21 protein-coding genes and 2 pseudogenes are annotated in these 25,180 nt (G+C 58.6%); 5 read left to right on the top strand and 18 right to left on the bottom strand.

What is annotated here, in order from left to right; translation table 11 throughout:
- Positions 1-399: 399 nt before the first annotated feature.
- From rfbA to IB264_RS29620, 15 genes are all read right to left on the bottom strand, one after another.
- Positions 400-1,272, bottom strand: a complete 873-nt coding sequence (gene rfbA / locus IB264_RS29690; RefSeq protein ID WP_192434643.1) for a glucose-1-phosphate thymidylyltransferase RfbA — start codon at positions 1,270-1,272, stop codon at positions 400-402.
- A gap of 104 nt (positions 1,273-1,376) precedes the next feature.
- Positions 1,377-2,255 carry a dTDP-4-dehydrorhamnose reductase gene (rfbD, locus tag IB264_RS29685; protein ID WP_192434641.1) on the bottom strand — a complete coding sequence of 293 codons (879 nt, stop codon included), beginning with the start codon at positions 2,253-2,255 and terminating at the stop codon, positions 1,377-1,379.
- Positions 2,256-2,257: 2 nt separating this feature from the next.
- Entirely contained in the window at positions 2,258-3,313 is a 1,056-nt protein-coding gene (gene rfbB, locus IB264_RS29680) for a dTDP-glucose 4,6-dehydratase (protein ID WP_192434639.1), read from the bottom strand.
- Between the two features lie 17 nt (positions 3,314-3,330).
- Positions 3,331-3,903: a dTDP-4-dehydrorhamnose 3,5-epimerase gene (gene rfbC / locus IB264_RS29675; RefSeq protein WP_192434637.1), complete on the bottom strand. Its 573-nt coding sequence runs from the start codon at positions 3,901-3,903 to the stop codon at positions 3,331-3,333.
- A 67-nt stretch (positions 3,904-3,970) separates the two neighbouring features.
- Entirely contained in the window at positions 3,971-5,065 is a 1,095-nt protein-coding gene (locus IB264_RS29670) for a hypothetical protein (RefSeq protein WP_192434635.1), read from the bottom strand.
- Entirely contained in the window at positions 5,062-6,993 is a 1,932-nt protein-coding gene (locus IB264_RS29665; protein ID WP_210335681.1) for a glycosyltransferase, read from the bottom strand. Before IB264_RS29665 ends, IB264_RS29670 begins: the two co-directional genes overlap by 4 nt.
- 126 nt (positions 6,994-7,119) lie before the next feature.
- Positions 7,120-8,139 carry a sulfate/molybdate ABC transporter ATP-binding protein gene (locus tag IB264_RS29660; RefSeq protein WP_192434631.1) on the bottom strand — a complete coding sequence of 340 codons (1,020 nt, stop codon included), beginning with the start codon at positions 8,137-8,139 and terminating at the stop codon, positions 7,120-7,122.
- Entirely contained in the window at positions 8,136-9,023 is an 888-nt protein-coding gene (gene cysW, locus IB264_RS29655; protein WP_025428992.1) for a sulfate ABC transporter permease subunit CysW, read from the bottom strand. Before cysW ends, IB264_RS29660 begins: the two co-directional genes overlap by 4 nt.
- Before the next feature lies 1 nt (position 9,024).
- Entirely contained in the window at positions 9,025-9,846 is an 822-nt protein-coding gene (cysT, locus tag IB264_RS29650) for a sulfate ABC transporter permease subunit CysT (protein WP_025428993.1), read from the bottom strand.
- Positions 9,847-9,939: 93 nt separating this feature from the next.
- On the bottom strand, positions 9,940-10,926 hold the full coding sequence (locus IB264_RS29645; RefSeq protein WP_192434628.1) for a sulfate ABC transporter substrate-binding protein: 987 nt from the start codon (positions 10,924-10,926) through the stop codon (positions 9,940-9,942).
- A gap of 160 nt (positions 10,927-11,086) precedes the next feature.
- Positions 11,087-11,905: a sterol desaturase family protein gene (locus tag IB264_RS29640; protein ID WP_246811848.1), complete on the bottom strand. Its 819-nt coding sequence runs from the start codon at positions 11,903-11,905 to the stop codon at positions 11,087-11,089.
- Positions 11,906-11,990: 85 nt separating this feature from the next.
- Positions 11,991-12,788: a 3-methyl-2-oxobutanoate hydroxymethyltransferase gene (locus IB264_RS29635; protein ID WP_192434626.1), complete on the bottom strand. Its 798-nt coding sequence runs from the start codon at positions 12,786-12,788 to the stop codon at positions 11,991-11,993.
- Positions 12,789-12,840: 52 nt separating this feature from the next.
- Positions 12,841-14,067: an NAD(P)/FAD-dependent oxidoreductase gene (locus IB264_RS29630; RefSeq protein WP_192434624.1), complete on the bottom strand. Its 1,227-nt coding sequence runs from the start codon at positions 14,065-14,067 to the stop codon at positions 12,841-12,843.
- 39 nt (positions 14,068-14,106) lie between these two features.
- Entirely contained in the window at positions 14,107-14,424 is a 318-nt protein-coding gene (locus tag IB264_RS29625; protein ID WP_057220237.1) for a MocE family 2Fe-2S type ferredoxin, read from the bottom strand.
- Between the two features lie 36 nt (positions 14,425-14,460).
- The gene (locus IB264_RS29620; RefSeq protein WP_192434622.1) at positions 14,461-15,552 is read right to left on the bottom strand and encodes a fatty acid desaturase family protein; all 1,092 of its coding nucleotides are present in this window, start codon (positions 15,550-15,552) and stop codon (positions 14,461-14,463) included.
- A gap of 166 nt (positions 15,553-15,718) precedes the next feature.
- On the opposite strand from IB264_RS29620, the gene IB264_RS29615 reads away from it, so the two are divergent.
- Positions 15,719-16,750: a LacI family DNA-binding transcriptional regulator gene (locus IB264_RS29615; RefSeq protein WP_192434620.1), complete on the top strand. Its 1,032-nt coding sequence runs from the start codon at positions 15,719-15,721 to the stop codon at positions 16,748-16,750.
- 567 nt (positions 16,751-17,317) lie between these two features.
- Here the strand turns inward: IB264_RS29615 and IB264_RS29610 are convergent.
- On the bottom strand, positions 17,318-18,367 hold the full coding sequence (locus tag IB264_RS29610; RefSeq protein WP_192434618.1) for a capsular biosynthesis protein: 1,050 nt from the start codon (positions 18,365-18,367) through the stop codon (positions 17,318-17,320).
- Between the two features lie 332 nt (positions 18,368-18,699).
- Between IB264_RS29610 and IB264_RS29605 the strand changes: the two genes are divergently transcribed.
- The 4 genes from IB264_RS29605 to IB264_RS29590 all read left to right on the top strand — a co-directional run bounded on the left by IB264_RS29605 (position 18,700) and on the right by IB264_RS29590 (position 23,447).
- The gene (locus IB264_RS29605) at positions 18,700-19,512 is read left to right on the top strand and encodes a TIM barrel protein (protein ID WP_192434616.1); all 813 of its coding nucleotides are present in this window, start codon (positions 18,700-18,702) and stop codon (positions 19,510-19,512) included.
- Positions 19,513-19,749: 237 nt separating this feature from the next.
- Positions 19,750-20,679, top strand: a complete 930-nt coding sequence (locus tag IB264_RS29600; RefSeq protein WP_025429003.1) for a sugar ABC transporter substrate-binding protein — start codon at positions 19,750-19,752, stop codon at positions 20,677-20,679.
- A gap of 165 nt (positions 20,680-20,844) precedes the next feature.
- Complete coding sequence (locus IB264_RS29595; protein ID WP_025429004.1) at positions 20,845-22,386, top strand: sugar ABC transporter ATP-binding protein; 1,542 nt, start codon at positions 20,845-20,847, stop codon at positions 22,384-22,386.
- 35 nt (positions 22,387-22,421) lie between these two features.
- Positions 22,422-23,447, top strand: coding sequence for an ABC transporter permease (locus IB264_RS29590; protein WP_057204556.1), 1,026 nt, complete (start codon positions 22,422-22,424; stop codon positions 23,445-23,447).
- Positions 23,448-23,568: 121 nt separating this feature from the next.
- Here the strand turns inward: IB264_RS29590 and IB264_RS29585 are convergent.
- Together IB264_RS29585 and IB264_RS29580 are read right to left on the bottom strand one after the other, a co-directional pair.
- Positions 23,569-23,945 (bottom strand): annotated as a pseudogene (locus tag IB264_RS29585) (DUF2213 domain-containing protein); the annotation flags it as partial.
- A gap of 416 nt (positions 23,946-24,361) precedes the next feature.
- Positions 24,362-25,133: pseudogene (locus tag IB264_RS29580) on the bottom strand (anti-CBASS protein Acb1 family protein); the annotation flags it as partial.
- Positions 25,134-25,180: the final 47 nt, after the last annotated feature.

Below are 25,180 nucleotides of genomic sequence, written 5' to 3'. Positions count from 1 at the left end.
CTTGGCCGCCCTAATAACGTTTAGCGCGACCACCTATATGGCGTCCCGATGGGATTGGCGCTCTCAATTAGTACTCGTTTGCATGAAACGAACTCACAGACCACAAGACGCGAGCGCGACGTCCATACCTGCATCGAAAGTCAGACGACACTCAGCGCGCGTTAGTTGGGTGAAGCATCCTATACCAGATGATCTCATCACAACACGCTGCCCATTGAAATGCACTCTAACGTCGCGACTACCTGCTGCCAGGGCGGGGACCGTATATCTCAATTGCAAGAGGTCTTTACGAAAGTATGGCCCGCCGACTGCAGTAGGTCGCATACCGTCAAGAAAAACATCGCTGGCCCAAAGTACAGAACTAAACGAAGAACTTAAGTGACGGATAATCCGCCCCAATCATCGCGCCTCACTCGCAACTCGCAAAAGATATTTGCCATAAGATGTGGTTGAGTATCTCTTGCCGAAGGCAATCAATTCATCCCGAGTAATAAATCCCTTCAAGTAAGCAATTTCTTCAATACAAGCTATATTTGTTCCCTGTCGATGCTGAATAACTCGCACAAATTCAGAGGCTTCCAGGAGGCTGTCATGCGTACCTGTATCGAGCCATGCATATCCACGCGTCATCTTTTCAACAAAAAGACTTCCTTGCTCCATGTAAATGCGATTGAGGTCCGTGATCTCGTACTCCCCTCGGGCCGAAGGCAGTAAAGACCTAGCGTGGGCAACTACTGCGTTGTCATAAAAATAGAGTCCCGTTACAGCGAACCGAGACCGCGGATTAACCGGCTTTTCCTCGAGGCTGATCGCTTGACCATCTACTCCTAACTCTACGACACCGTAACGTTCCGGATCCTCCACCTCATATGCAAATACAGTTGCACCAGACATTCGCCCAGAAGCCTTTTCCAGCAACTCAGCCAACCCAGCTCCAAAGAAGATATTGTCGCCCAGCACTAATGCGACATTGTCCGACCCAATAAACTCTTCACCAATTGTGAATGCCTGTGCGAGCCCTTCCGGTTTGGGTTGGATGGCGTAATTCATCCGTATTCCAAGCCCTGCCCCGTCGCCAAAAAGTCGCTTGTAACTATCCAGGTGGTCGGGTGACGAAATGATCAGAATATCCCGAATTCCGGCCTGCATTAATACAGATAGCGGATAATAGATCATGGGTTTATCGTAAACCGGGATAAGCTGCTTGTTGATAGCCAATGTCGCCGGGTGGAGGCGTGTCCCGGAACCGCCAGCGAGAATAATGCCTTTCATGGAAAATCTATTCCCCTATTTGTTTGAGGCCTTCTACGGCTATGGACATCGCTTAGAGGAGTAACCCGCCAAAACCAACAGGACAAATCCTCCTGTTGCCAGGTTCAATCAGAAATAGACGCAAGCACTTGCTGCAAGGCGGCTGTCCAGTCGCGCGGCTTCATATCGAAGTCCCGCCTGAACTTTTCAGTGGCTAGCCTGGAGTTCGCGGGACGCCGCGCCGGTGTCGGATACTCACTCGTGCCGATCGGTTCCAGCGCAGGCGCCTCATATCCGGCACCCTTCCGCTGCTCGAATATTTCGCGCGCCAGATCGTACCAGGTTGCACCGCCCGCATTGACAAAATTGTAGGTACCGACCGGTGCCCCCTTGTCCTCGGTCAGACGAAGAGTGATCAACCTCAAAGCTGAAGCGATATCCGACGCCCCAGTGGGGCAACCTCTTTGATCATTGACAACTCTAATCAACGACCTCTCCTTGCCCAGACGCAGCATCGTCTTTACGAAGTTGGAGCCGTGGGCGCTAAAAATCCATGCGGTTCGTAGGATTATGTGGTGCGGGTTCCCTGTCCTGATGCCTTGCTCACCTGCTTCCTTGGAAGCACCGTAGACCCCGAGGGGGGCTACGGGATCATCTTCGGTGTAAGGCGCATTTTTCAGGCCATCGAACACATAGTCCGTAGAGACATGCACGATCGGGATGCCGCGCTTCTTGGACGCTACAGCGAGTGCTGCGGGAGCCAACGCATTGACCTTCCAAGCGGTTAGGACCTCGTCTTCTGCCCGATCCACGGCCGTATATGCGCCGCAGTTGATAACTCCACAGAAGTCACCCGCTGCGATATAGTTGCCGATACTCTCGCAATCGCTAAGATCGAACTCCCGGCGGGCGGGTGCGACTAGCTGGATATCATCGGGCCAAATGTGGCGCAGCATCTCTGTCCCGACCTGCCCCGTACCACCAGTTATCAAAATTCGCCGCATGTTCATCCACCCAGACCGAGCCGGGTAGCAGCTTGCGTCCGCTCGAGAATTTCCATCCACCAGTCGCGATTGCCCAAGTACCAGGAAACCGTCTTTTCGATACCGGTCTCAAAGCTCTCAACTGGCTTCCAACCAAGCTCATTATCGATCTTCGCTGCGTCGATCGCATATCTTTGGTCGTGCCCAGGTCGATCCGTGACAAAAGCAATCTGGTCGCAATACGAACGACCATCAACACGGGGCTGCAACCGGTCCAATATCGCACAGATGGTCTTGACGACATCAATGTTGCGACGTTCCGAATTCCCGCCCACATTGTAGGTCTGGCCGGGGACGCCTTGTTCGAACACGCATTGAAGTGCGCGGACATGGTCTTCGACATATAACCAGTCGCGAATGTTCGTGCCATTTCCGTAGACAGGAAGCGGCTCGCCAGCGAGAGCCTTCACGATGATCAACGGAATTAGTTTTTCCGGAAAGTGGTAAGGCCCGTAATTGTTCGAGCAGTTGGTGATCAGGACCGGCAGGCCAAATGTGTGCCCCCAAGCGGAGACAAGGTGATCCGATCCCGCCTTTGATGCCGAATAGGGTGAACGAGGATCATACGGCGTAGTCTCGGTGAAATAGCCTGTTTCACCGAGCGAACCGAAAACCTCGTCGGTCGAAATGTGATGAAAGCGGAATTGCTCTGCGCGCTCGTCCTTGAGCGTGCGCCAATAATCCAACGCAGCCGTCAGCATAGTGTAGGTGCCGACAACGTTCGTCTGTATGAATGCACCCGGACCGTCAATCGACCGATCCACGTGCGACTCTGCCGCCAAATGAGTAATCACATCAGGCTGAAAGTCCTTGATGGCTGCAACCACGGCTCGCTCATCGCATATATCCCCCTGCTTGAAGCGATATCTTGGCGAAGAAGCGACCGAAGACAGAGACGTCAGCGTACCGGCATAAGTGAGTTTGTCGAAATTCAACGCTTCATGTTCGGTGTTCTCAATGAGGTGCCGAACCAGGGCCGATCCAATGAAGCCGGCGCCGCCGGTGACAAGAACGCGCATGCTCTTCCTTCCGAGATTTAAACTTCAACCAGTTCAAGCGGTGTGCCGTCGTAGACGAACGGGCTGTCAAAATCACGCAACGGCGGCTGTCGCCTGTCCTTGAAGCTCAGGATTGGGTCAACGCCTTGAGGCAGGGGCCACTCGATGCCGATCTCAGGATCATTCCAGAGAATGCCACCGTCGTTCTCCGGAGAATAGAGGTTGGACACTTTGTAAGTCACCTCGGTCGAAGGTTCGAGTGTCACGAAACCATGGGCAAAACCCACGGGCACATAAAGCTGGTGCCCATTCTCCGCGGAGAGTTCTGCGCCAACCCACCGTCCGAAGGTCGCTGAACCGCGACGAATGTCGACGGCCACATCAAAGATACGCCCCCTGATACAACGAACGAGCTTTGCCTGCTCAAAAGGTGGAGTCTGGAAATGTAGCCCCCTTAGTGTGCCGACCGGAACTGAGAGCGAGTGATTGTCCTGAACGAAACGGTAGGTGATGCCGTAACCAGAGAAAGCTTTCTCATTGTAAACTTCCGAGAACCACCCCCGATCGTCACCAAAACGTTTGGGGCGAAGCAACAAGACCTTGAATGTCATCAGAAAGGACCCGCGTACAATTGTTCGAATAGCGGTCTGGTCAAATGGTTTGACCAAGCGCGCCTGATCAGGCTTTGAGCGCCCCAAAACCCGTATCCGCTGCTAGGGTCATTTGCAATACAGCCTTGCGTGTCGCAGCCGCGACTGTTCTACGCATCTCCACCTCGTCAACAAGCCGAAATATGGTATCGCGCCAAGCGTTTTGGTCGTACGGGAGACGCGGTTCGTCATTATCAAGCATGAAGCCATACGCGGCGCCTTCGGAAAAGACGGCCGCCGCCTGGTAACGTGCTATGTCGATGCGCTTGGTGGCTGCGCGGCTCTCGTTTACGTGCGATGGCGCGAGCGGAGCGAGCATAATATCGATCTGCCGACCATTCGCGTCTGCAAGATAGTCCTCCCAGGGCAATGGCTCACGTATCTGCACCCGTTCAAGGCCTTGCCAGATCGCTTTTGCACGTCGATCGGTGAACACCTCGAATCGCGCTTGCCGGCGCTCCCGTAAGACATCTTCGATTATCGGTCGAAGGAACCGGTGCTCTTCCAGATGCACGCCTGTAGCGTGATAGGCAATCAGAACTTGATCCTTCGTAGCAACACGCACCCGTGCATCTTGGCACTCATTTCGCCAAAGCGCACGTGGCGGCGCGGGCGGCAGCACCGAGGCTTCCGCCTCTTCCAGTCGCCATGCGAGATGTGGTGTCGAAGCCCAGACGATATCGAGATGACGATTGAGACGTCGGAGCGGCCAAAGCGCGCGATAGCAGAGGCGGATACGGTAGAAAAGATCCGCATCCTGCCCTGTCACCACGGCCGAAATATCATCATCGAGAAACAGCCCCACTCCGGACAGCCGATCAGCATTGGCATCGAGCCATCTCAGCACGTCAGGCGACGCATAGCGACAGATGATGATGAAAGCGCCCTTTGGATCAAGGTCTGCAAGTTTGCCGTGCCTGATGTCGACGACCTCAGACGGGGGCATCCCCGGCGCATCGAGCCGAGCGGCAAAATAATAGTCAAAAGTCGGGTTCGGCATGCGCCCGAAGACGATGATCCGTTTGACAGGCCCACGTGGACGACCCGTCGCCCTCGGCCTCAATTGGGGGCGTGGGAGCTTTTGCTCGATCCAAAGGGCAAGCCTTTCTCTGAGGTTGATCATGCGGACGTCCTCGGAGCTAGGTCGCGCGGGCAGGCCTCGAGAACAAAATCCTCCGCGATCAGGGAGAGGTTCGGGTTGTGATACGGATCATTCCGCAAAACATCGCCCCACCGCTGGTACACCGTCTGTTCCTCGCGCGCGAAACGGCCCAGCTTTTCAGGAGTATTGTCCGCACCTCGAGAGACCGATTCCCTGTGCAGCATGGCGCTATCAGGTGTCCAGACAATCGTGCATCCCGCTTGCCGCACCTTGACGCAGTAGTCAACATCGTTGAACGCAACGGTCAAATTGCTCTCATCCATGCCGCCAATTTGCATCCAAAGGCTCTTGCGTGTCAGCAGGCAAGCTGCGGTGACCGCAGAAATCTCCCGCCGTTCACTCAAGAGACCATTGTCCTCACCGGATTGCGGGTGCAGGAAATGGAAGCTGTGCCTTGCAACAGTCCCCGCCCCGAGCGTAACACCGCCGTGTTGCACGTAGCCATCGGGGAAAAACAGTAGGCTGCCCGCGGCGCCAACATCGGGATCATCCAACTCCCGCGCAAGATTCGAAAGCCATCCCGGCTGCAATGGTTCGACGTCATTGTTGAGCAAAAGGATGAATTCGTTGCGCGATGCTTCGACACCAAGATTGCAGGCCCGTGAAAAATTGAACCCACCTGGCAGCGGCAGACGACGGATACGCCCAGCCTTCTCATAACGGTCCATAAGGGCCAGAGCTGCGGGATCGCTGCTGTCATTGTCGATGACAATAACATCCAGATCAACACCATCAGTGCTTTCAAAAAGGCCCCTTAGACATGCCTCTAGCAGGTCCGCCCGATCGCGCGTCGGAATGATGACGCTCACCTTGCGCACGTCGACCGTATCCGCATTGAGCCGGACAGGCCCCATCATTCGCTGGTATGGAGCGTCTCTGTGCAAGAGCACCCGCGGCACATGAAGGACCGCACCGCGACGGCCCCTTGCAGCTTTGGCGATCACCTCGCCCATCGGCAAATTCTCGAGATCCAAGCCCTCCGGTAGGTCGGCCAGGCGGACAAGGGCGCCGTCCAACGGGAGCCAACCGGATTGCGCAAGGGGCGGGTTCCAAGCCGGCTTGAAGAACGGGTCGATCCGGCGACCACGCTTATTGACACGATCTTCATCGCTATAAACTGCAATCACCGAAGACGAGAAAGCGAAGGGGCGTGCAAGCCTCTCCAAAGCACGCGGCGCCAGGCGCATGCCCGCGGGAAGCCGCATCCATAGTTGCGGTCGGGCTGCGTTCCCATCTTTCATACCTGCGACTTCACTGGCAGGCATCTCGATGTGGTTGCGCCAGGTCTGGGTGGCGAGTGAAGCGCGTGATTCGGCGACGGCCTGCTCTGTGCCGCGCCCGATGGAAACGAAGACGAAAGGTTTTGTTGGCCAATCTTGTGGCGCGTCAGAGACCTCCGCGCGCTCCGCCACCTGCTGGGCGTCGATCCATTCGTCATAGCCCGGCGCCGACAAAGCGTCGATTTGCCTGGCAAAGCGAAACGTGGCGCCTTTCACGTTGCGCGCCATAAGGAGACGAAGAATACGAAGAATGAACAAAGGTCGTTGCAGAACCAGGATAGTCCCGATTTCGAGCAGCGACAGCCGCCGCACGCTTATCTCCGGGGTAACGTCCGCCGATATTTCCGCTGTTGCGTCATCGGCGAAAAGCGTTGCACCTTCGAATTGCACCGGCAGCCATCCATAAAACCGTCCGTGGCCTTTGCTGTTCACCAGGAATGAGCGGAAAACCGAAGCCGGTACTCTGCCCTTACGATGCAACGCCAAGCGCGGGCGCAGACCCAAACGGTGCCCTGGATCCTTAACCGTTAGAACGACAGGACGGTCGGCATAATCTTCCAGCGCAGCCTTGAGCGGCACCTTGAATTCGACCTGTGAAGCGTCTGCCATCATTCTCTATCTTGCAATTCAGCGAAACCGGAGTCGGTATGCCGCTTATGCCAGAGCTTTGAATGAAATTTAACTCATAATTCCAGTTATCTGCGCAAACCGAATATCCATGAACCCAGTGTTGTTTCAGGCCGGGTAAAGGCGTGCCCGTTTGATTGTCAGACTTCCCACCTGCCCAGGCTTTACATCGGTCTCGGGTGCCACATCGAACTCCAATGCTGTTCCACCTTCGACGTTGGCAAGAACCCGTCTACCGCCGGGTCGATCGAGAACCCTGACGATCGTGGCAGGTATGCCGTCGCCCACGGGATTCCAGTCGACGTCGCCTGGGCGCAAATACATGTCGATCGGGCCATCGCTCGACGACTGCGCGTCGATCACGGTCTCACCGATATAGGCTTGCCCGTTCCGAACGGTCGCTGCGATGCGGTTCGCATCCCCCAAAAACCGCATCACGAATGCCGAGTTCGGCGCGCGGCAGACTTCGGCAGGCGATCCCTCTTGCACGATCCTACCTTGATCCAGGATAACGACGCGATCGGCAAGGTCGAGCGCCTCTTCTTGATCATGCGTCACGAACAAGGTCGTAATGCCGAGTTCGTCGTGAATTTCGCGAAGCCAGCGGCGGAGATCCCGGCGAACGTTGGCATCGAGCGCTCCGAAAGGTTCGTCGAGAAGCAGCACCTTCGGATCGACGGCAAGTGCGCGGGCAAGGGCCACACGCTGACGCTGACCGCCGGAAATCTGGCCAGGGAAGCGGTCGCCAAGTCCTTCGAGCTTTACCAGCCGCAGGAGTTCCGAGACACGCGTGGCGATCTCGGGCTTGCTGCGCTTGGTCTTGGAAACCTTCATGCCGAAGGCGATGTTCTCGGCAACGGTCATATGCGGGAAGAGCGCGTAGTGCTGGAAGACGAAGCCGACGCCACGGTCTCGCACCGGGATGTCGGTCGCGTCCTGGTCGCCGAAATAGATGTGGCCACCATCGGCATATTCTAGCCCGGCCACCATGCGCAGGATTGTCGTCTTGCCGGATCCGGAAGGACCGAGGAGCGCCACCAGCTGACCGCTCTCGATGTCGAGCGAGACGCCGTGCACGGCGCGGAACGTGTCGAAGGTCTTCACGACCTGCTCGAGACGGATTTTCATGGTCGGGTTCCTGCATTCTGTTCTTTGGCGGCGGCGGCAAGCGCCGGCCGGCGGCCTGCGCCGCGACGCTCAAGCGCGACCTTGGCAATGATGGTGACGACGGCGAGCGTCGCAAGGATTGAGGCAGCGGCAAAGGCGCCCGCCGCCTGGTAGTCGTGATAAAGCAGTTCGATATGGAGCGGCAGCGTGTTGGTCTGGCCGCGAATATTGCCGGAGACCACGGAGACCGCACCAAACTCACCCATGACCCGGGCGTTGCAGAGTACCACGCCGTAAAGCAGCGCCCATTTCACATTGGGAAGCGTGACGGAGAAGAACGTGCGCCAGCCTGACGCGCCAAGCGAGGTTGCCGCCTCTTCGAGGTCCCTGCCCTGCGCCTGCATCAATGGAATGAGCTCACGCGCCACGAAAGGTGCCGTCACGAACATCGATGCAAGCACAATTCCCGGCAGGGCAAACAGGATCTTGATATCCGCAGCCTCCAGCATAGGGCCGAACAACCCTTGCAGACCGTAGACGAAGAGATAGGCGACGCCGGCAACGATCGGCGAGATCGAAAATGGGATCTCGATCACGACGAGAAGGAAGCGTCGTCCCCAAAAATCGAACTTGGTGATTGCCCAGGCGGCCGCAAGACCGAAGGCGGTATTGATAGGAACGGCGATCAACGCGGTTGCCACCGTCATGAAAATGGCGTGGCGTGTATCGGGATGAGCGATGGTAGCCGCATAGGCTTTGAGACCTTGACCGAAGGCTTCGACTGCAATCACGATCAGGGGGGCAAGCACCAGAATGGCACCGAAGAACAGGGTCGTGCCAATCAACACACGGCGTATGATCGGGCCGTCGCCGACGCGCGGCGGTTTGCGTCTGGTCGGTATCATCTCAAGACCTCGCGGTGTAGCGCAAGGCACGTGCCTGCAGGAGATTGGTGGCCGCCAGCATCAGGAAAGCGGTGATCAACAGCACTGACGCGATGGCAGCGGCGGCCTGATAGTCGTATTCCTCAAGCCGAATGAAGGCGAGCAATGCGGTGATTTCGGTTTCCATCGGCTGATTGCCGGCGATGAAGATAATCGCGCCGAACTCGCCAAGCGACCGCGCGAAGGACAGTGATAGGCCAGCCAGTAGCGCCGGCATCAGCAAGGGCAGGATAACGCGCACGAAAATGGCGCCGTCCGATCCGCCGAGCGATTGGGCCGCCTCCTCCAGTGCAGGATCGAGATCCTCAAGCACCGGCTGTACGGTGCGGACGATGAAGGGCAGGCTGGTGAAACACATGGCCACCATGATGCCGATTGGCGTGTACGCCACCTTGATACCGAAGGGTGCTAAAAGTGCTCCGAACCACCCATTGGATGAAAACAGCGTCGTCAGCGCAATGCCGGCCACGGCCGTCGGCAGGGCAAAAGGCAGATCGACAATCGCGTCGATGATCCGACGCCCAGGGAAGCGGTAGCGAACGAGTACCCAGGCAAGCGCCAGGCCGAAGACGAGGTTGAAGGCGGTGGCAACAAGGGCCGAAAGCACGGTGACGCGGTAGCTGGCGACAGCGCGCGGTGAAGAGACGATCGCCCAATATTCGGCAGGCCCAAGGCTCGCCGCCTTGAAGACCAGTGCCGCCAAAGGCAACACGACGATCAGCCCCACATAAAAAAGGGTGATGCCCAACGACAGGTGCAGGCCGGGCAGGACATTGCGTTTCAACTGATCGCCTCCACGGCGGCATAACTTTCATTCATGGCAGAACCCGGCGAGCAGAACGCGCCGGGTAAATTGGATCGGTTTGATATCGCTTTTTCAGCGATTGCCGTAGATCTGGTCGAGCGCAGCGCCCGAAGCGAAGTGCTCGTCCTTGATCTTGCCCCAGCCGCCGAACACGTTCTCGACCGTCACCAAGCGGATCTCCGGAAATTGGTCCTTGAATTCCGCTGCCACTTTCTCGTTGTGGACGCGGTGGCCGTATTCAGCGGCAATCTTCTGGCCCTCCTCGGTGTAGAGGAAATCGAGATAGGACTTTGCCAATTCGCGCGAGCCGCGCTTCTCGGCCACCTTGTCGACCACGGCAACCGGGAATTCCGCAAGCAGGCTGACGGAAGGCACGACACTTTCGAACTTGTCGGTACCATACTGCTTGGCGATCGAGCGGGTTTCCGCCTCGAAGGTAATGATCACGTCGCCGATTTCGCGCTCGACAAAGGTCGTCGTTGCCGCTCGTCCACCGGTATCAAAGACCGGAACGTTGTCGAAGATCTTCTTGACGAATTCGGTGACCTTGGCCGGGTCGTCCTTGAAGGCTTCCTTGGCATAGGCCGTTGCCGCCAGATAGGTGTAGCGCGCATTGCCCGATGTCTTCGGGTTCGGGAAGATCACCTTGACGTCGTCACGCGCAAGATCGCCCCAATCCTTGATGCCCTTCGGATTGCCGGAGCGCACGAGAAAGGACGGGAAGGAATAGAACGGCGAAGCGTTGTTCGGAAAATCCTTCTGCCACCCCTCGGCGACGAAACCGTTCTTTGCCAGGAAGTCGATATCCGTGACCTGATTGAAGGTGACGACGTCGGCCTCCAGGCCTTCGACGATGGCTCGCGCCTGCTTGGAGGTGCCTGCATGCGACTGGTCGACGGTGATCCCCGGATGCGCCTTGATGAAGGCTTCGTTCTCGGCCGCAAAGACTTCCCGCGCAACATCGTAGGAGGCATTGAGAAGGGAGGTCGGCGCTTCGGCAAGGGCCGGTCCGCTCAGGAGCGCAACAAAGGCAGCGCCCGCGATCAGCAGTTTCTTCATGGGTATCTCCGGTGGAATAGAGGCGGCAGGTTGGATGAAACCTAACGGCCGCTATCGGAGACGACGAGGCACCATGATCTTCGCTTGTTTCCCGAACGAGAAAAATCGCCTAACGAATTCGGATATCAGAGAAAATGGCGTTGCGGCCTTGGCCCACGAACTACCGATCGGAGGTTGCCGACGCCTCTTGCGTCGGGGTCGATTGCGAAGGTCGTTTGAGGCTGATGGCCGGTGCCTCGCCTTCAAACGTCTCCACCCGGCGGTCATAGACTGGCGAGATCGTGCCGAGAACACGGTCCCAAAAGGAGAAATAGTTCGCGTAGTTGTAATTGAATTCGGCGTGATGCTGGTCGTGATAGGTCGTGCACAACAGCGGCCACGGATAGCGCGCCGTCGGCGAGGCAAAATACTCGAACCCCGCATGCCCGAAGGTGCCGTTGATCTGGTCGAACAGCCTGTGCGCCAGCAGGATCAGCGGCGGAAACGGCACCAGGAGGATAATGACGGCGTAATAGCCCTGCGACAGGGCCGTATCCACGAGACCGATCGAATCGTTGCTCCACACGGTCGGGGCGACACTTCGATGATGCAGCAGGTGATATTTGTAGAACAGCTTGGTGTGCAGCAGCCGGTGCGCGAAGTAGAACCAGGCGTCGAACAGCACCATGCAGAGCAAGAAGAGTGGTACCGCCGTCCACCAGCTGAAGGCCCAGGGCGTGAACAGTGTCCAGCCCTGATACTGGGCAAAGAGACCGATCGCGACGGATGTGCAGGTCACGAGGATCGACGCCATGCTCTGGCGGATCTCGACCGCCTTTCGCTTCTCCCCCCGACGCCCCTTCTGGATGCGCCGCTCCGGATTGCGATCATTGAGCCAGGTGATGCCGTAGCCGAGCGCAAAATAAACGAGCACCGTCGCGGCGTAGATGACCGCAAGAATGGCGAAAAAAGTCAGGGTACCCTGGACGAACGCGTTCAAGTGGAAATCCGGTGCTGCTGCGTGGGAGATATTCAGACAGGCTGAATACACCAACTAGACCGAGCAAGGCAAGGCAAGCCCCGGCTCAAACCCGCTCAAGATCCGACAGAAACGCGTTCAGTTCCGTTTGGTCTATCCCGACGAGATGGCCTTTGTCGGGATAGGCGCCGGACCGCACGTCTTCGGCAAACTCCGAGAAGGCAGCGACGCGCTCGCGTTGCAGTCGCTCATACTCGACGGCGAAGTTGCGATAGATTTTTGCGTGACGGGGAACGTGACCACGATTGGCACCGAGCACGTCATCGCTGAAGAGATACTGCGCGTCGCAGCCCGTGCCGGCGCCCATCGACAACATGAGCATCGATGTCTTCGCGCTGATCGCGGCGGCGACCTCGCCGGGCACCACTTCGATCTCGGCGGCAAAGGCACCTGCCTCTTCCAACGCTTTTACCTGGCGCCAGGTCTCGATAGCGCTTGCCGCCGTCTTGCCGACGGCGCGAAACCCGCCGGTCCAGGTGGCCTTCGACGGGATGAGGCCGACGTGCCCGCAGACCGGGATACCCTCTTCGCGCATGCGGCGAACGGTAGAAAGGCTTGCCGCGCAGTAAACCGCGTCGCCTCCCGCTTTGAGCGCCTTGAATGCGGCGCGGATATATTCCTCGGCCGTGACCAGATCGCCATATTCGAGGCCCGGGAAGGCGAAACAGGTCGGGGCCACTTCGCGAAACTCCGGCCCAAGCAGCGCCGGCGGCACGGAGACCAGATCGATGCCGGCGGCTTCGGCGGCTTCCGCCTCATCCAGCGTTTCGACCCGCAGCATCGTCAACTGTCTCTTGCCTTTCATCGAAAGAAGGTCGGCAACGGTCGGGCGGCGGTTTCGCATCAGGATCTCCGGGTATCGGTTGTTGTTATGACAGAGGAAGAAGCATCGTGCCTCAGGCGGCGAGCAATACCTTCAGCTTCGTGTCGATTGAGCCGAGCGCCTGAGGATCCGGCCTTTTCCCGGCAGCAATCAGCATCTCGGCAAGGCGGATGTCGCGAGCGATCGCGTTTCCTGTGCCGATACCGCTCGCACTGATCAGTCGACCGCTGGCGTCAAGATGAAAGAGAATGAAGGCGCCATCGCCAAGGTCCCGCTGCACCGTCATCACAGCACTATCGGCAAGGCCGGCGATCTGCAGGGTCAGGTCATATTGATCGGACCAGAACCAGGGCACGCTCACAATCGTCTCGGCAGCACCGAGCAGATTGGCCGCCGCAAGTGTTCCTTGGTCCTGCGCGTTTCGCCAGGCTTCAAGCCTTATGCGTCGACCACCGTAGTGCCCGAGCGGATAGGAGCAGCAATCGCCGGCCGCGAAAATGTCGGGGTCCGAGGTGCAAAGCGTCTCATCGACGGCGATGCCATTGTCGATGGCAAGGCCGGCAGCCTCGGCCAATGCCGTGTTTGGCACGGCTCCAATGCCGACAACGACCAGGTCGGCGACAAGGTGGTCTCCGTCGGCAAGCTGAATTTCAACCTTTTCTTCGCGTTCTTCGATGCCGGCGATCCTGGAACTGCAGCGAATGTCCACACCTTCCAGTCGATGCCGCGCGGCAACGACGGCGGCGATTTCTTCCGGCACACCGCGGGAAAGCACCCGTGGCAGGCCCTCGAGGAGAACGACATCTGCGCCGAGCTTGCGGGCGGTCGCTGCGAGTTCCAGGCCGATAAATCCGCCACCGATAATGGCAAGCAGCTTGCCCGGCGCGAGCTTTGAGCGGATGACGGCGGCATCGGTGTGCGTCCGAAGCATCCGGATAAGTGGTGATGCCTCTGACAAGCCCGGCAATGACCTTGGCCTCGCACCAGTTGTCAGCAACAACCTGTCGTAAGAGAGTTGCCGCCTGTCGGCGAGTCGTACTGTTTTCGCATCACGATCGATGGCCTCCACCGGCGTATCGGTGAATACCTGGATCCCGGCAGATTGATAGCGCTCGGCGTCGGCGACGAATTTGGGCTCAAGCTGTCCAGCCAGACCTTCCTTCGAGAGTGGCGGCCGCTCGTAAGGCAGATGTGCCTCGGCACCAATGAGCGTGATGTCACCCTCATAGCCCTTTTCCCTCAGCGCAAAAGCTGCCCTCGCACCACACTCGCCGGCGCCGACAATGACAATCCTGTTCATGTGCCTCTCCCAATGTCTCGTTGGACGCCTTGAGCTCGCTTAGGCGACGGCGATGAAAACGCTGCCGGCCTCGACCTTGACCGGGTAGGTCTTCAGGTTGACGCAGACGGGGGCGCCCTTGGCCTGTCCGGTCTTGTAGTTGAAGCGGCCATTGTGTTTCGGACACTCGATGATGTCGTCCATCACCAGGCCATCGGCGAGGTGGATGTGCTCGTGGGTGCAGAGACCATCCGTCGCAAAATATTCGTCGTCGGGGCTGCGGAAGACGGCAAAGGTGCGCCCGTCATGGTCGAAGCGGATCACATCCTCTTCGTCGATCTCGTCGGCCGCACAGACCTCGATCCAGTTTCCACTCATGTTCTTTCCTCCAAATGCTGTTGTTTGCTGGCGTGCCTATTCGGCAGCATGAACCAGGGCATCGCTGTGAAACTCTTCGCGATAGGGTTTTGCCGTCGGCGGCAGGTCGCGCTTGAGGAAATAGTCCTCGTTCCTCAGCTGACGCAGGAAGGCCGGGAGCATCTCGCGGTAGCCGTGGAGCATGGATGGATTCGGCGCCGGCAGATCGTACTTGATCATAGCGTGAAGCCGCGGCAGCGCATGGTAGGGCACCATCGGGAACATATGGTGCTCGACGTGGTAGTTCATATTCCAATAGATGAAGCGGCTGATCGGGTTCATGTAGACCGTGCGGCTGTTCAGCCTGTGGTCCGTGACGTTGTCGGCAAGCCCGCCGTGCTGCAGGAGGCCCGTCAGCACATGGTGCCAGGCGCCATAGAGGCGCGGCAGGCCGATGAGCATCATCGGCAGGATCGAGCCGAGATAGAATGACAGGCCGATGGTTGCGAGATAGATCGCAAACCAGATCCGCGCGATCCGTATTGCTTTGGGCTGCTCCATTTCCGGAATGATGGTTTTTTCCGCTGCGCTGATGACGCCGAAGGCATTGCGCACCATGTCGATGACGGCATGCCAGACATCCAAGATGCCGAAGAAGTTTAAGACGAGCCGAAGCAGATCCGGCGGCCGCATGACGGCGATTTCAGGGTCCCGCCCAACGATGACAGTGTCGGTGTGGTGACGGGTGTGGCTCCAGCGCCAGGTCACCGGATTGCGCATGATCATGAAACAGGCGACCTGATAGACGACGTCATTCATCCACATCGTCTTGAACGCCGTGCCATGACCGCATTCATGCCAACGGCTGTCGGAAGCCGAGCCGTAAAGGACGCCATAGGCGAGAAAGAAGGGCACGGCCCACCAGGTCCCCCAGAAATAGACGCCGAGGCCGCCGAAGAGGATGAGGCTGCCGAACCAGATGGCCGTGTCGCGGATCGCCGGTCCATCCTCGCGCTTCATCAGTTCCTTCATCTGCTTGCGCGGGATCTCGGTGTGATACCACTCCGCCGCCGACAAACCGTTGGCGACTGCCGCCTGAGCGTCGCGTCCAAGCAGACTGTAGTCTCGCTTCGTCGGAACCATCGCCATCCGTTTTCTCCTCCCGCAATCGACCACACGCCGGCGGCCGTTCCTCATCTCTTGGAACTGACGATAGGTTGACTTTTGCAAGTCCTCAATGCAGTTATGATATATTCTATCAAATACCATCAAATCTTGCATTTCATGAATGATGGAATAGTTTCAGGGGCAGCCGATGAGCAACAGACCGACCATTGCCGATCTTGCCGGCGCCGCGGGCGTCAGCGTCGCCACCGTGGACCGCGTGCTCAACGGCCGACATCCGGTGCGCGAAGAGACGGCTCGACGGGTCTATGATGCGGCTAAGTCCATTGGCTACCACGCGGTCGGCTTGCTTCGTCAGCGGGTCTTCTTGGACCTTCCGCAATACCGCCTCGGCTTTCTCCTGCAAAAGCCGCAACAATCCTTCTACCAAACTGTGGCCAAAGAGATCGAGAACGCAGCGCTGGCGATGTCAAATGTCCGCGTCCTGCCCCAGATCGAATTCGTCGCCAACTCCACGCCGACGGGTATCACCGAGAAGCTGAAGGCGATGGCTGCCCGCAATCAGGCGATTGCGCTCGTCGCGCCGGACTATCCGGCAGTGACCGCGGTGGTCGAAGAACTGAAGGAACGCGGGATCCCGGTTTTCTCGCTGCTTTCCGACTTTGCAGCCGGCATCCGCGAAGGTTACATCGGATTGAACAATCACAAGGTCGGCAGGACAGCGGCCTGGATGATTGCCAAGGCTGCGAAGAAACCGGGCAAGGTCGCAGCGTTCGTCGGCAGCCATCGCTTTCTTGGCCATGAACTGCGCGAGATCGGTTTCCGCTCCTATTTTCGCGAGCACGCGTCCGAATTCGAGGTGCTCGACACCATGGTCAATCTCGACACCGCCGAGATCACCCACGAAGCGACGCTCAACCTCTTGCAGCGCCACCCGGATTTGACGGGCTTCTACGTCTGCGGCGGCGGCATGGAAGGAGCAATCTCGGCGATCCGCGAGGAAAAACTCGAAGGCAAGCTGATCGCTGTCGTCAATGAATTGACGCCGGAGTCGCGCTTAGCACTCGCCGACGATGTCGTGACCCTGGCGATATCGACGCCGACGGGGGCCCTTGCACGGGAAACAATCAATCTGATGGTGCAGGCAATCGGCAAAGGGCCGACGGGCGCCCCGGGACAGACCTTCCTGCCGTTCGATCTTTTTACGCCGGAGAACATCTGACGAAGTATGTCGGTGGCCACATCAAACCGGAGTACGAGAAGGTGGACCGCATCGACCGCCGCCGCAAGGAGAACCAGAACGGCAAGCGGTGCTTTCCCTGTGCGAACACAATCACGATGCGCCGAACCGCACGATCACCCGTGGCGCCTCCGACGAGAACCCGTCGCCTGGAATGAGGACACCCGCAACATGGGCTTACGCTGGCCGACGTACTGCGCACCGTCACCCACCTCACGGTGTCGAAGAAGCTCTGCAGCTACTGGCAGGGCGCGGCGAAACGCATCGTAGACCATGTGTGCACGGCGGACATGACGGTCGGAAACAGCACCACTTGCGGTGACCGATTTTGGCTTCGTCACCTCCCCAAGACCTATTTACACTTTCACCACGACGCTATTGACACTTTCCCCGGCTTCCTAGTGACACTTTCCCCAAGGGTCTATTGCAACTTTCCCCGCATCGCTTTTTGCCGGGAAAATGAAGTGACATGGACGACAGTCTCTTACCGCGTCATCTGCAATCCCGACTGAGGGCTGCGCTGATTAAGAAATTGTGGCCATTAAAAAATCAGGCATTCCGCTGAGTTGTGGCGATTTCCTCGACCAGATAATCGATTGCCTGGAGCGGCTCCAACATCGCCCATGTCTTTGGATGACGATAGACGGGGTAGAGACCGAACGCTGCGAAAGTAAGCTGATCGAGGGTGGGGCGTGCAATTGCCCGTCGCGCATGGGCCAATTGGGCACGATCTTCCACGTGGTCGTCTGTCAGCCCCCAGCCCGCATAAAATGGGGTCGCATAACAACGAACGGGAAGGCCCCGCAAAAGTGCGTCGAAGCCCATTTGGCTGGAGACGGTCCAGACCTCATCGACGACGGCGAGAATGGCCGCGGCAGATACCTTGTCAGCCATCAGCGTTACGCCTGGCAACTTCGATGCGCGTTCGGTCATATAGCCCTTGCGATGACCGGCAATAACGTCTGGATGCGTGCGAACGACAATCTGCGCGCCGCTTGCAACGGCATCATCCAACATGCGGTCAAAGGCAGAAGGCGAGCCTAAGGCCTTTTCAACGGAAACATCCCCAAACACCTGATCGACCAGCAGGATCCTGTGCCGTGTCGAGGGCTCGAGACGAGGTTCGCTGTGAGGGAGGTTGTTGTATTTCGACAGCTTGTGCGCCACCAGGGCTTGGCGGATCGGGGCACCAACATCATGCGCTAAGCCGCCAGCCGCATCGCGGATCAGCAATTCCAATCGAGAGATGCGACCGGCATCGACCGGCAGTGCTTTATCATCGACGATAATCGAGATCGGGACACTTCCATCCTTACCAAGACCGACGGAGCGCAGGAAGCCATCCTCTAGATGCCAATGCGGAAGCTTGCGCAATCGCGCAATTCGCATTGCTGTCTGTGCTGGCAGCCGCCCGCCCCAGGAAACGATACCATCGAGCCTGGGGGCAAGCGTCGAGAGAAGCGGTGAATCGCCGAAATAGTGACCCAACCAAGGGAACGCCTTGTGCACGAAATAAGTCGCCCCGAGCCTTGCCCCCCATTTCGGGTGCCAGGGTCGGACTTGCGTCGCGGTTGGTGCGGGATTGTCGAGCACGTCCATATTCTCACTCTGCCGGCCATCACGGCGCGCTCCGCCAGAAATCATCTTGCAAAGGCAAATGCAAACCGAACTTGCGATACGTCGGGCGGTTGAAGACAGCTTTCTCGATCCAGGCCAACCGAGCAAGAGCTCGATTGCAGTAGCACGCGGACCCACCTGGAATCTGATTGGATTCCATCATCTGGAAAAGACAATCTTGCAACAATGCAAGTGCTTTGACCGGACACGCGTCAACTACCTCCTAGCCATTGGTGATTTGCACGGGTAGCTATAAATGGAATGAACGTTCCATTTATCGCTACCGACAAACCACGCCTGGAGGAGACATTCCCATGACCACCCTACCCTTCGCGCTTAATCACATGACAACGCCCGGCCTGCCGCTCGACGCTTTCTTTGCACTTGCGCGTTCGCTCGGCATGACTGCCGTCGAAATCCGCAACGACCTGACCGGCAATGCCATCCTGGATGGCACACCCGCAAAAGACGTTGCGGCACTGGCAGCAGAACATGGGTTGACCATTATCTCGATCAACGCTCTGCAGCGTTTCAACGAATGGAACGACACACGGACCGCGGAGGCCGCGCACCTGATTTCCTATGCCAGGGACTGCGGAGTAAAGGCGCTCGTTCTTGTTCCTGTTAATGACGGCAGCGGTCAGGCCGACGGTGAACGGCAGGCCAATCTTAAGGAAGCTCTTTCGGCACTGAAACCGATGCTCGATGCGGCTGGCATCATCGGCCTTGTCGAGCCGCTCGGCTTCGAGATCTGCTCGCTTCGCTCTAAAACGGAAGCGGTTGACGGTATAAAAGCGGTCGGCGGCGAGACTACGTTCCGCGTCGTGCACGACACCTTCCATCACCATCTCGCTGGCGAGCCGGCAATCTATCCCGAGATGACCGGCCTCGTTCATATTTCGGGGGTCACTGACAGCGGCATGGCGATCGCCGATCTGCGCGACTCGCATCGCGTTCTGGTCGACGAAAACGACGCCCTCGATAATGTCGGGCAGATCCGCCGCCTGAAGGCTGCAGGTTATTCCGGCCCCTTCTCGTTCGAACCTTTTGCCGATGAGGTCCATGGCGTCGCCGATCCGGCAGCCGCCCTCAAGACCAGCATGACTTACATCGAAGCCAATACCTGACCGGCAAAGCCGACAGAGCATTGCAAAACGAAGCGAGGCGTCGAAAGACACCCTTGACGACGCCCGCATAAAATGGAATACATATTCCGTAATTGCAAATCACTGGTTCTTTTATTCCGTTTTGATTGGAGCGCAGCGGGAGTACCGCTTCCAATCAGAGATGGGCGCGACCCGATGTGGTCAGCGTTTCCGGCTGGAGAAGGTGTGGCCGGGCACCAAATGTGGAGGAGAAAGACAATGAAGAAATTCCTGCTGGGTACAGCCATGGCGGTGATGATGTCGACGGCGGCCCATGCCGAAACCATCGGCGTTTCCATGGCGCAGTTCGACGACAACTTCCTGACGGTCCTGCGCAATGGCATGTCCGACTACGCCAAGACGCTCGACGGCGTCGACTTGCAGATCGAAGACGCGCAGAACGACGTTTCGAAGCAGCAGAGCCAGATCCAGAACTTCATCGCAGCCGGCGTCACCGCCATCATCGTCAACCCTGTTGATACCGACGCAACGGCCGCGATGTCGAAGATCGCCGCTGACGCGGGCATTGCGCTCGTCTACGTCAACCGCGAGCCTGTCAACGTCGACACCCTGCCGGAAAAGCAGGCCTTCGTCGCTTCCAACGAACAGGAATCCGGCACGCTGCAGACCCAGGAAATCTGCAAGATGCTCGGCGGCAAGGGCAAGGCCGTTGTGATGATGGGTGAGCTTTCCAACCAGGCTGCCCGCATGCGTACCAAGGACATCCATGACGTTCTCGCGACGGAAGCCTGCAAGGGTATCGAGATTGTCGAGGAGCAGACCGCCAACTGGTCGCGCACGCAAGGGTCGGACCTGCTCACCAACTGGCTTTCTGCCGGCCTTGAGTTTGACGCCGTGATTTCCAACAATGACGAAATGGCGATCGGCGCGATCCAGGCGCTGAAAGCTGCTGGCCGTCCGATGGACAGCGTCGTCATCGGCGGCATCGATGCGACACAGGATGCGCTTGCAGCCCTGGCCGCAGGTGACCTCGACGTGACAGTGTTCCAGAACGCCGCCGGCCAGGGCAAGGGCTCTGTCGATGCAGCCCTCAAACTCGCCAAGGGCGAGCCGGTCGAGAAGAAGGTCTACATCCCCTTCGAACTTGTCACGAAGGAAAACATGGCCAGCTATCAGGCGAAGAACTGATGCTTGCATTGGGAGCGCGGGATATCTCGCGCTCCCAACCAAAACAGTCCCGCGCGGCAGGTGCGCTGATCCTGTAGATTGGCGCCTGCGAGGAGAATGGCTGGTTGACCCACCAGCTGCGAGGACTTTTCCGCGAAAGCCGGAATTGACGGGGAGGCAATGACAATGACGCTCAGTCCGACAACGATGGCCGCCGTGCGCGCCAGCGGCGCCGTACCCAACGCCGAATACCTTCTCAACGTTGAAGGCATTCGCAAGGAATTTCCCGGCGTCGTCGCGCTCGACGACGTGTCCTTCCGCCTGAGGCGCGGCACCGTCCATGCGCTGATGGGCGAGAATGGCGCCGGCAAATCGACGTTGATGAAGATCCTGGCCGGGATCTATACGCCCGATAAGGGTGAGGTGCGATTGAAGGGCGCCGACATCAGGCTGAAGTCGCCGCTCGACGCGCTCGAAAACGGTATCGCCATGATCCATCAGGAACTGAACCTGATGCCGTTCATGACCGTCGCCGAAAACATCTGGATCCGGCGCGAACCGAAAAACCGCTTCGGCTTTGTCGATCATGGCGAGATGCGCCGCATTACCGCCCGGCTGTTCGATCGCCTGAAGATCAAGCTCGACCCCGAAATCGAGGTCCGCCACCTCTCGGTTGCCAACCGCCAGATGGTCGAGATCGCCAAGGCGGTCTCCTACGAATCCGACGTGCTGATCATGGATGAGCCTACCTCGGCCTTGACGGAGCGCGAGGTCGCGCACCTGTTCGAGATCATCCGCGATCTGCGTTCACAGGGCATCGGCATCGTCTACATCACCCACAAGATGAACGAGCTCTTTGAGATTGCCGACGAGTTCTCGGTCTTCCGTGACGGCAAATATATCGGCACGCATGCTTCAAGCGAAGTCACCCGCGATGACATCATTCGCATGATGGTCGGTCGCGAGATCACCCAGATGTTCCCGAAGGAAGAGGTGCCGATCGGCGACGTCATGCTTTCGGTCAACAATCTGACGCTTGACGGCGTGTTCCACGACGTCTCATTCGACGTGCGTGCCGGCGAAATCCTGGGGATCGCCGGGCTGGTCGGCTCCGGCCGCTCGAATGTCGCCGAGACGCTCTTTGGCGTCACCCCGGCAAGCTCCGGCACCATCGCCATCGACGGCAAGACCGTTTCGATCGATAGCCCCAACACCGCCATCCGCAACCGGATGGCATTCCTGACGGAAGATCGCAAGGACACCGGCTGTCTGCTGATCCTTGACGTGCTTGAAAACATGCAGATCGCCGTACTGCAGGACCGTTTCGTCAGGGCCGGCTTTGTCTCGGAAAAGGACATCACCGCGGCTTGCGAGGAGATGAGCCGCAAGCTTCGGGTCAAGACGCCCAATCTGCAGGAGCGGATCGAGAACCTGTCCGGCGGCAATCAGCAGAAGGTGCTGATCGGCCGTTGGCTGCTCACCAACCCGCGCATCCTGATCCTCGACGAGCCGACGCGCGGCATCGATGTTGGCGCGAAGGCAGAGATCCATCGCCTCGTCACCGAACTCGCCCGCAACGGCGTTGCCGTCATCATGATTTCTTCGGAAATGCCGGAGGTGCTGGGCATGAGCGATCGCATCATGGTCATGCATGAGGGTCGCGTCACAGGCATCCTCGACCGCGCCGAAGCAACCCAGATCAAGGTCATGGAACTCGCCGCCAGCTAAGCGCGAACCGAGCGGACCACAGGGAGGAACGAACAATGGAAACCAATGTCGCAGCACAAGGCACCGGCTCGGCCCTTCCGGGTGCGAAGCGTCGGATGCCCCCCGAATTCAGCATCTTCCTGGTGCTGATCGGGATCGCGCTTGTCTACGAAATCCTTGGCTGGATCTTCGTCGGGCAGAGCTTCCTCATGAACCCGCAGCGCCTGACGATCATGATCCTGCAGGTTGCCGTTATCGGCATCATCGCCGTCGGCGTGACCCAGGTGATCATTACCGGCGGCATTGATCTGTCCTCCGGCTCCGTTGTCGGCATGACCGCGATGTTCTCGGCAAGTGTCGCGCAGGCCTCCACCTGGCCGCGTGCGCTCTATCCGTCCTTGACAGACCTGCCGGCCATCGTGCCGATCGGGCTCGGCATCGGCGTCGGCCTGCTTGCTGGTGTCATCAACGGTCAGCTGATCGCAAGAACGAAGATCCCGCCCTTCATCGCCACGCTCGGCATGATGGTCTCGGCACGCGGGATCTCCAAGTGGTACACGAAGGGTCAGCCGGTTTCGGGCCTCACCGAGCAGTTCAATTTCATCGGCACCGGCATCTGGCCCGTCATCGTCTTCCTGGTCGTTGCGATCATCTTCCACATTGCCCTTCGCTACACCCGCTACGGCAAGTTCACCTACGCGATCGGCGCCAATGTTCAGGCAGCCCGCGTCTCGGGTATCAATGTCGAGGCGCATCTGATCAAGGTCTATGCCATTGCCGGCATGCTGGCAGGCCTTGCTGGCGTCGTCACCGCAGCCCGCGCTCAGACGGCGCAGGCCGGCATGGGAGTGATGTACGAACTCGACGCGATCGCCGCGACCGTCATCGGCGGCACATCGCTGACCGGTGGCGTCGGACGCATCACCGGTACCGTGATCGGCACCATCATTCTCGGCGTCATGACCTCCGGCTTCACCTTCCTCAGGGTCGACGCCTACTATCAGGAAATCGTCAAGGGCCTGATCATCGTCGCCGCCGTCGTCATCGACGTCTATCGACAGAAGAACCGCAAGAAAGCCTGATCCTCCAAAGAAGACCTGTTCTCCCAGTGAGCCAACTGGCCGGGGTGATGAAAATCATCCCGGCTTCTTTTATTCAAGCAGCTGAGCGCAAACTGTGCGCCGGACCGGGACACCGGCAATCGCTCGTTTGGCGCTTTCCCTCGTCGACGGCCTTGATTGCCGCGGCATCCATCACGATCAGCGGTATGCGAACGAACTCGCCGTCGCGGGCGGCCTCGTCACAGATCTGGCCGACGGCCAGTCCTTCCAGTTGGCGGCGCTGACCGCTTCGTCAAGGTGAATGTTCGTCACCGGCTTGCGGGCATAGGAGCCAAGGCCGTCGCATGCGATAACCTGGTCTGCGGACCGATAGACCTTCACGACCGGCATATCGGGTTTGCCGACCTCATGGCCGGCGTAGTCCTGGATGCCAGTGCGAGCAGTGCGGACCTCGGCGACAAGGTAGCCGTCGGCGGTCCGTCGCATGCCCGCGATCGGTTCTGTGTCTGTGAATTTCATGACTAGTGCCTCAAAAGAAAAGCCACCTGCGGCGATGGCGGTTCGACACACCGTCAACGAAAGCAGCGAGATCAGACCATGGTCCGATACAAAAATTTCAGCGCTGGGCTAGGTTTTGGACCCGTACAACAGTCGTGGAGTTTTGTAGTGACAAAGGTTCTGGTTGCCGCGATGGCGCTGGTAATGGTTGGCTTCTGGGGTTCTGTCGGCGTTCTGATTTACTCGCTGCTTGCGTCTTAATGAGTAGCGGGATCGCCGTCCCTCCCCTATAGTTCCTCCCGGCAATGGAGGTTGCCTACGGAGGATTGCATGAGCGACACCACGTTTGGGTTTCTGTTGGCGGCCGAGTTGTCGGCCTTACTCTGGGCCGCACTTTTTATGGTGATATTCTCGGCCTCTTGATGAGCCGCTCGGGTTCATCGCTCCTGACTTGACTGTGCGGCTGCTGCGGCCGCATGCTCGTCTTCGGAGGGCTCCTGCTCGCTCAGCTTGCCATATTCCTCGATCGCCGCATCGAGTCCGGGCAGCGAGCCATCCTCGACGAGCGCGTTGACCAGAGCGTCGGACACAGCTTCGCGGGGAATAATTTCCTGACCCGGCGAAGTACCCACCAACTGGCGCGCAGCGTCGGCTTTCGTTTTGAACGACGTCGGCCTTTTCCTTCTCAGACATTCCCCAGAGGGGCGCCCACTCATAGTAGATGTCGGCGTCGCGTGAGCCGGTACCGCTGCGGATGATACACTCGTCGAGCTGCATCATGGCCGGGGTCATCTCGACTTCCTGCATGGCCTGCAGGCGATCGTAATAGTTGCACAGGTCGCTTTCGCCGGTGGCGTTCATGCCAGCCGGTGGCTGGCCGAGAAGCCGGGTCGCCGGGATGTCGGCTGCGCCCGAAACGATCTGCAGGAACGCCATGAGGACTTCCGGTAGAGTGGCAAAACTGGCCGTCTTCTGCTCGAACTCCTCTTCCTTGTCGAGCAACAGGTCGCCGTTGATGCCCTTGGCCGTGGCGGCGAGCGTGTAGCGCTCAAGGATCTTCGCGCGGTACTCGGCGTTGCCAATGTTCTGCATGAAATCCGGCAGCCGGATGATGTTGACCTTAGCTTCGAACACCAAGCTGGCGATGTTCGCCGCGGTACCATCGGCCTGCTTGATGGCCTCGACGACAGACAAGAGCACGCTGTCGCCCAGGCATAATTCAGGTTCCACGCCAAGGAGCGAGGAGTATGCTGGCA

This window comes from Ensifer sp. ENS11 (assembly GCF_014851895.1).
GTDB lineage: Bacteria > Pseudomonadota > Alphaproteobacteria > Rhizobiales > Rhizobiaceae > Ensifer > Ensifer canadensis.
The sequence above is the reverse complement of the archived record's forward strand: the minus strand, read 5'-3'. Positions and strand labels throughout refer to the sequence as shown.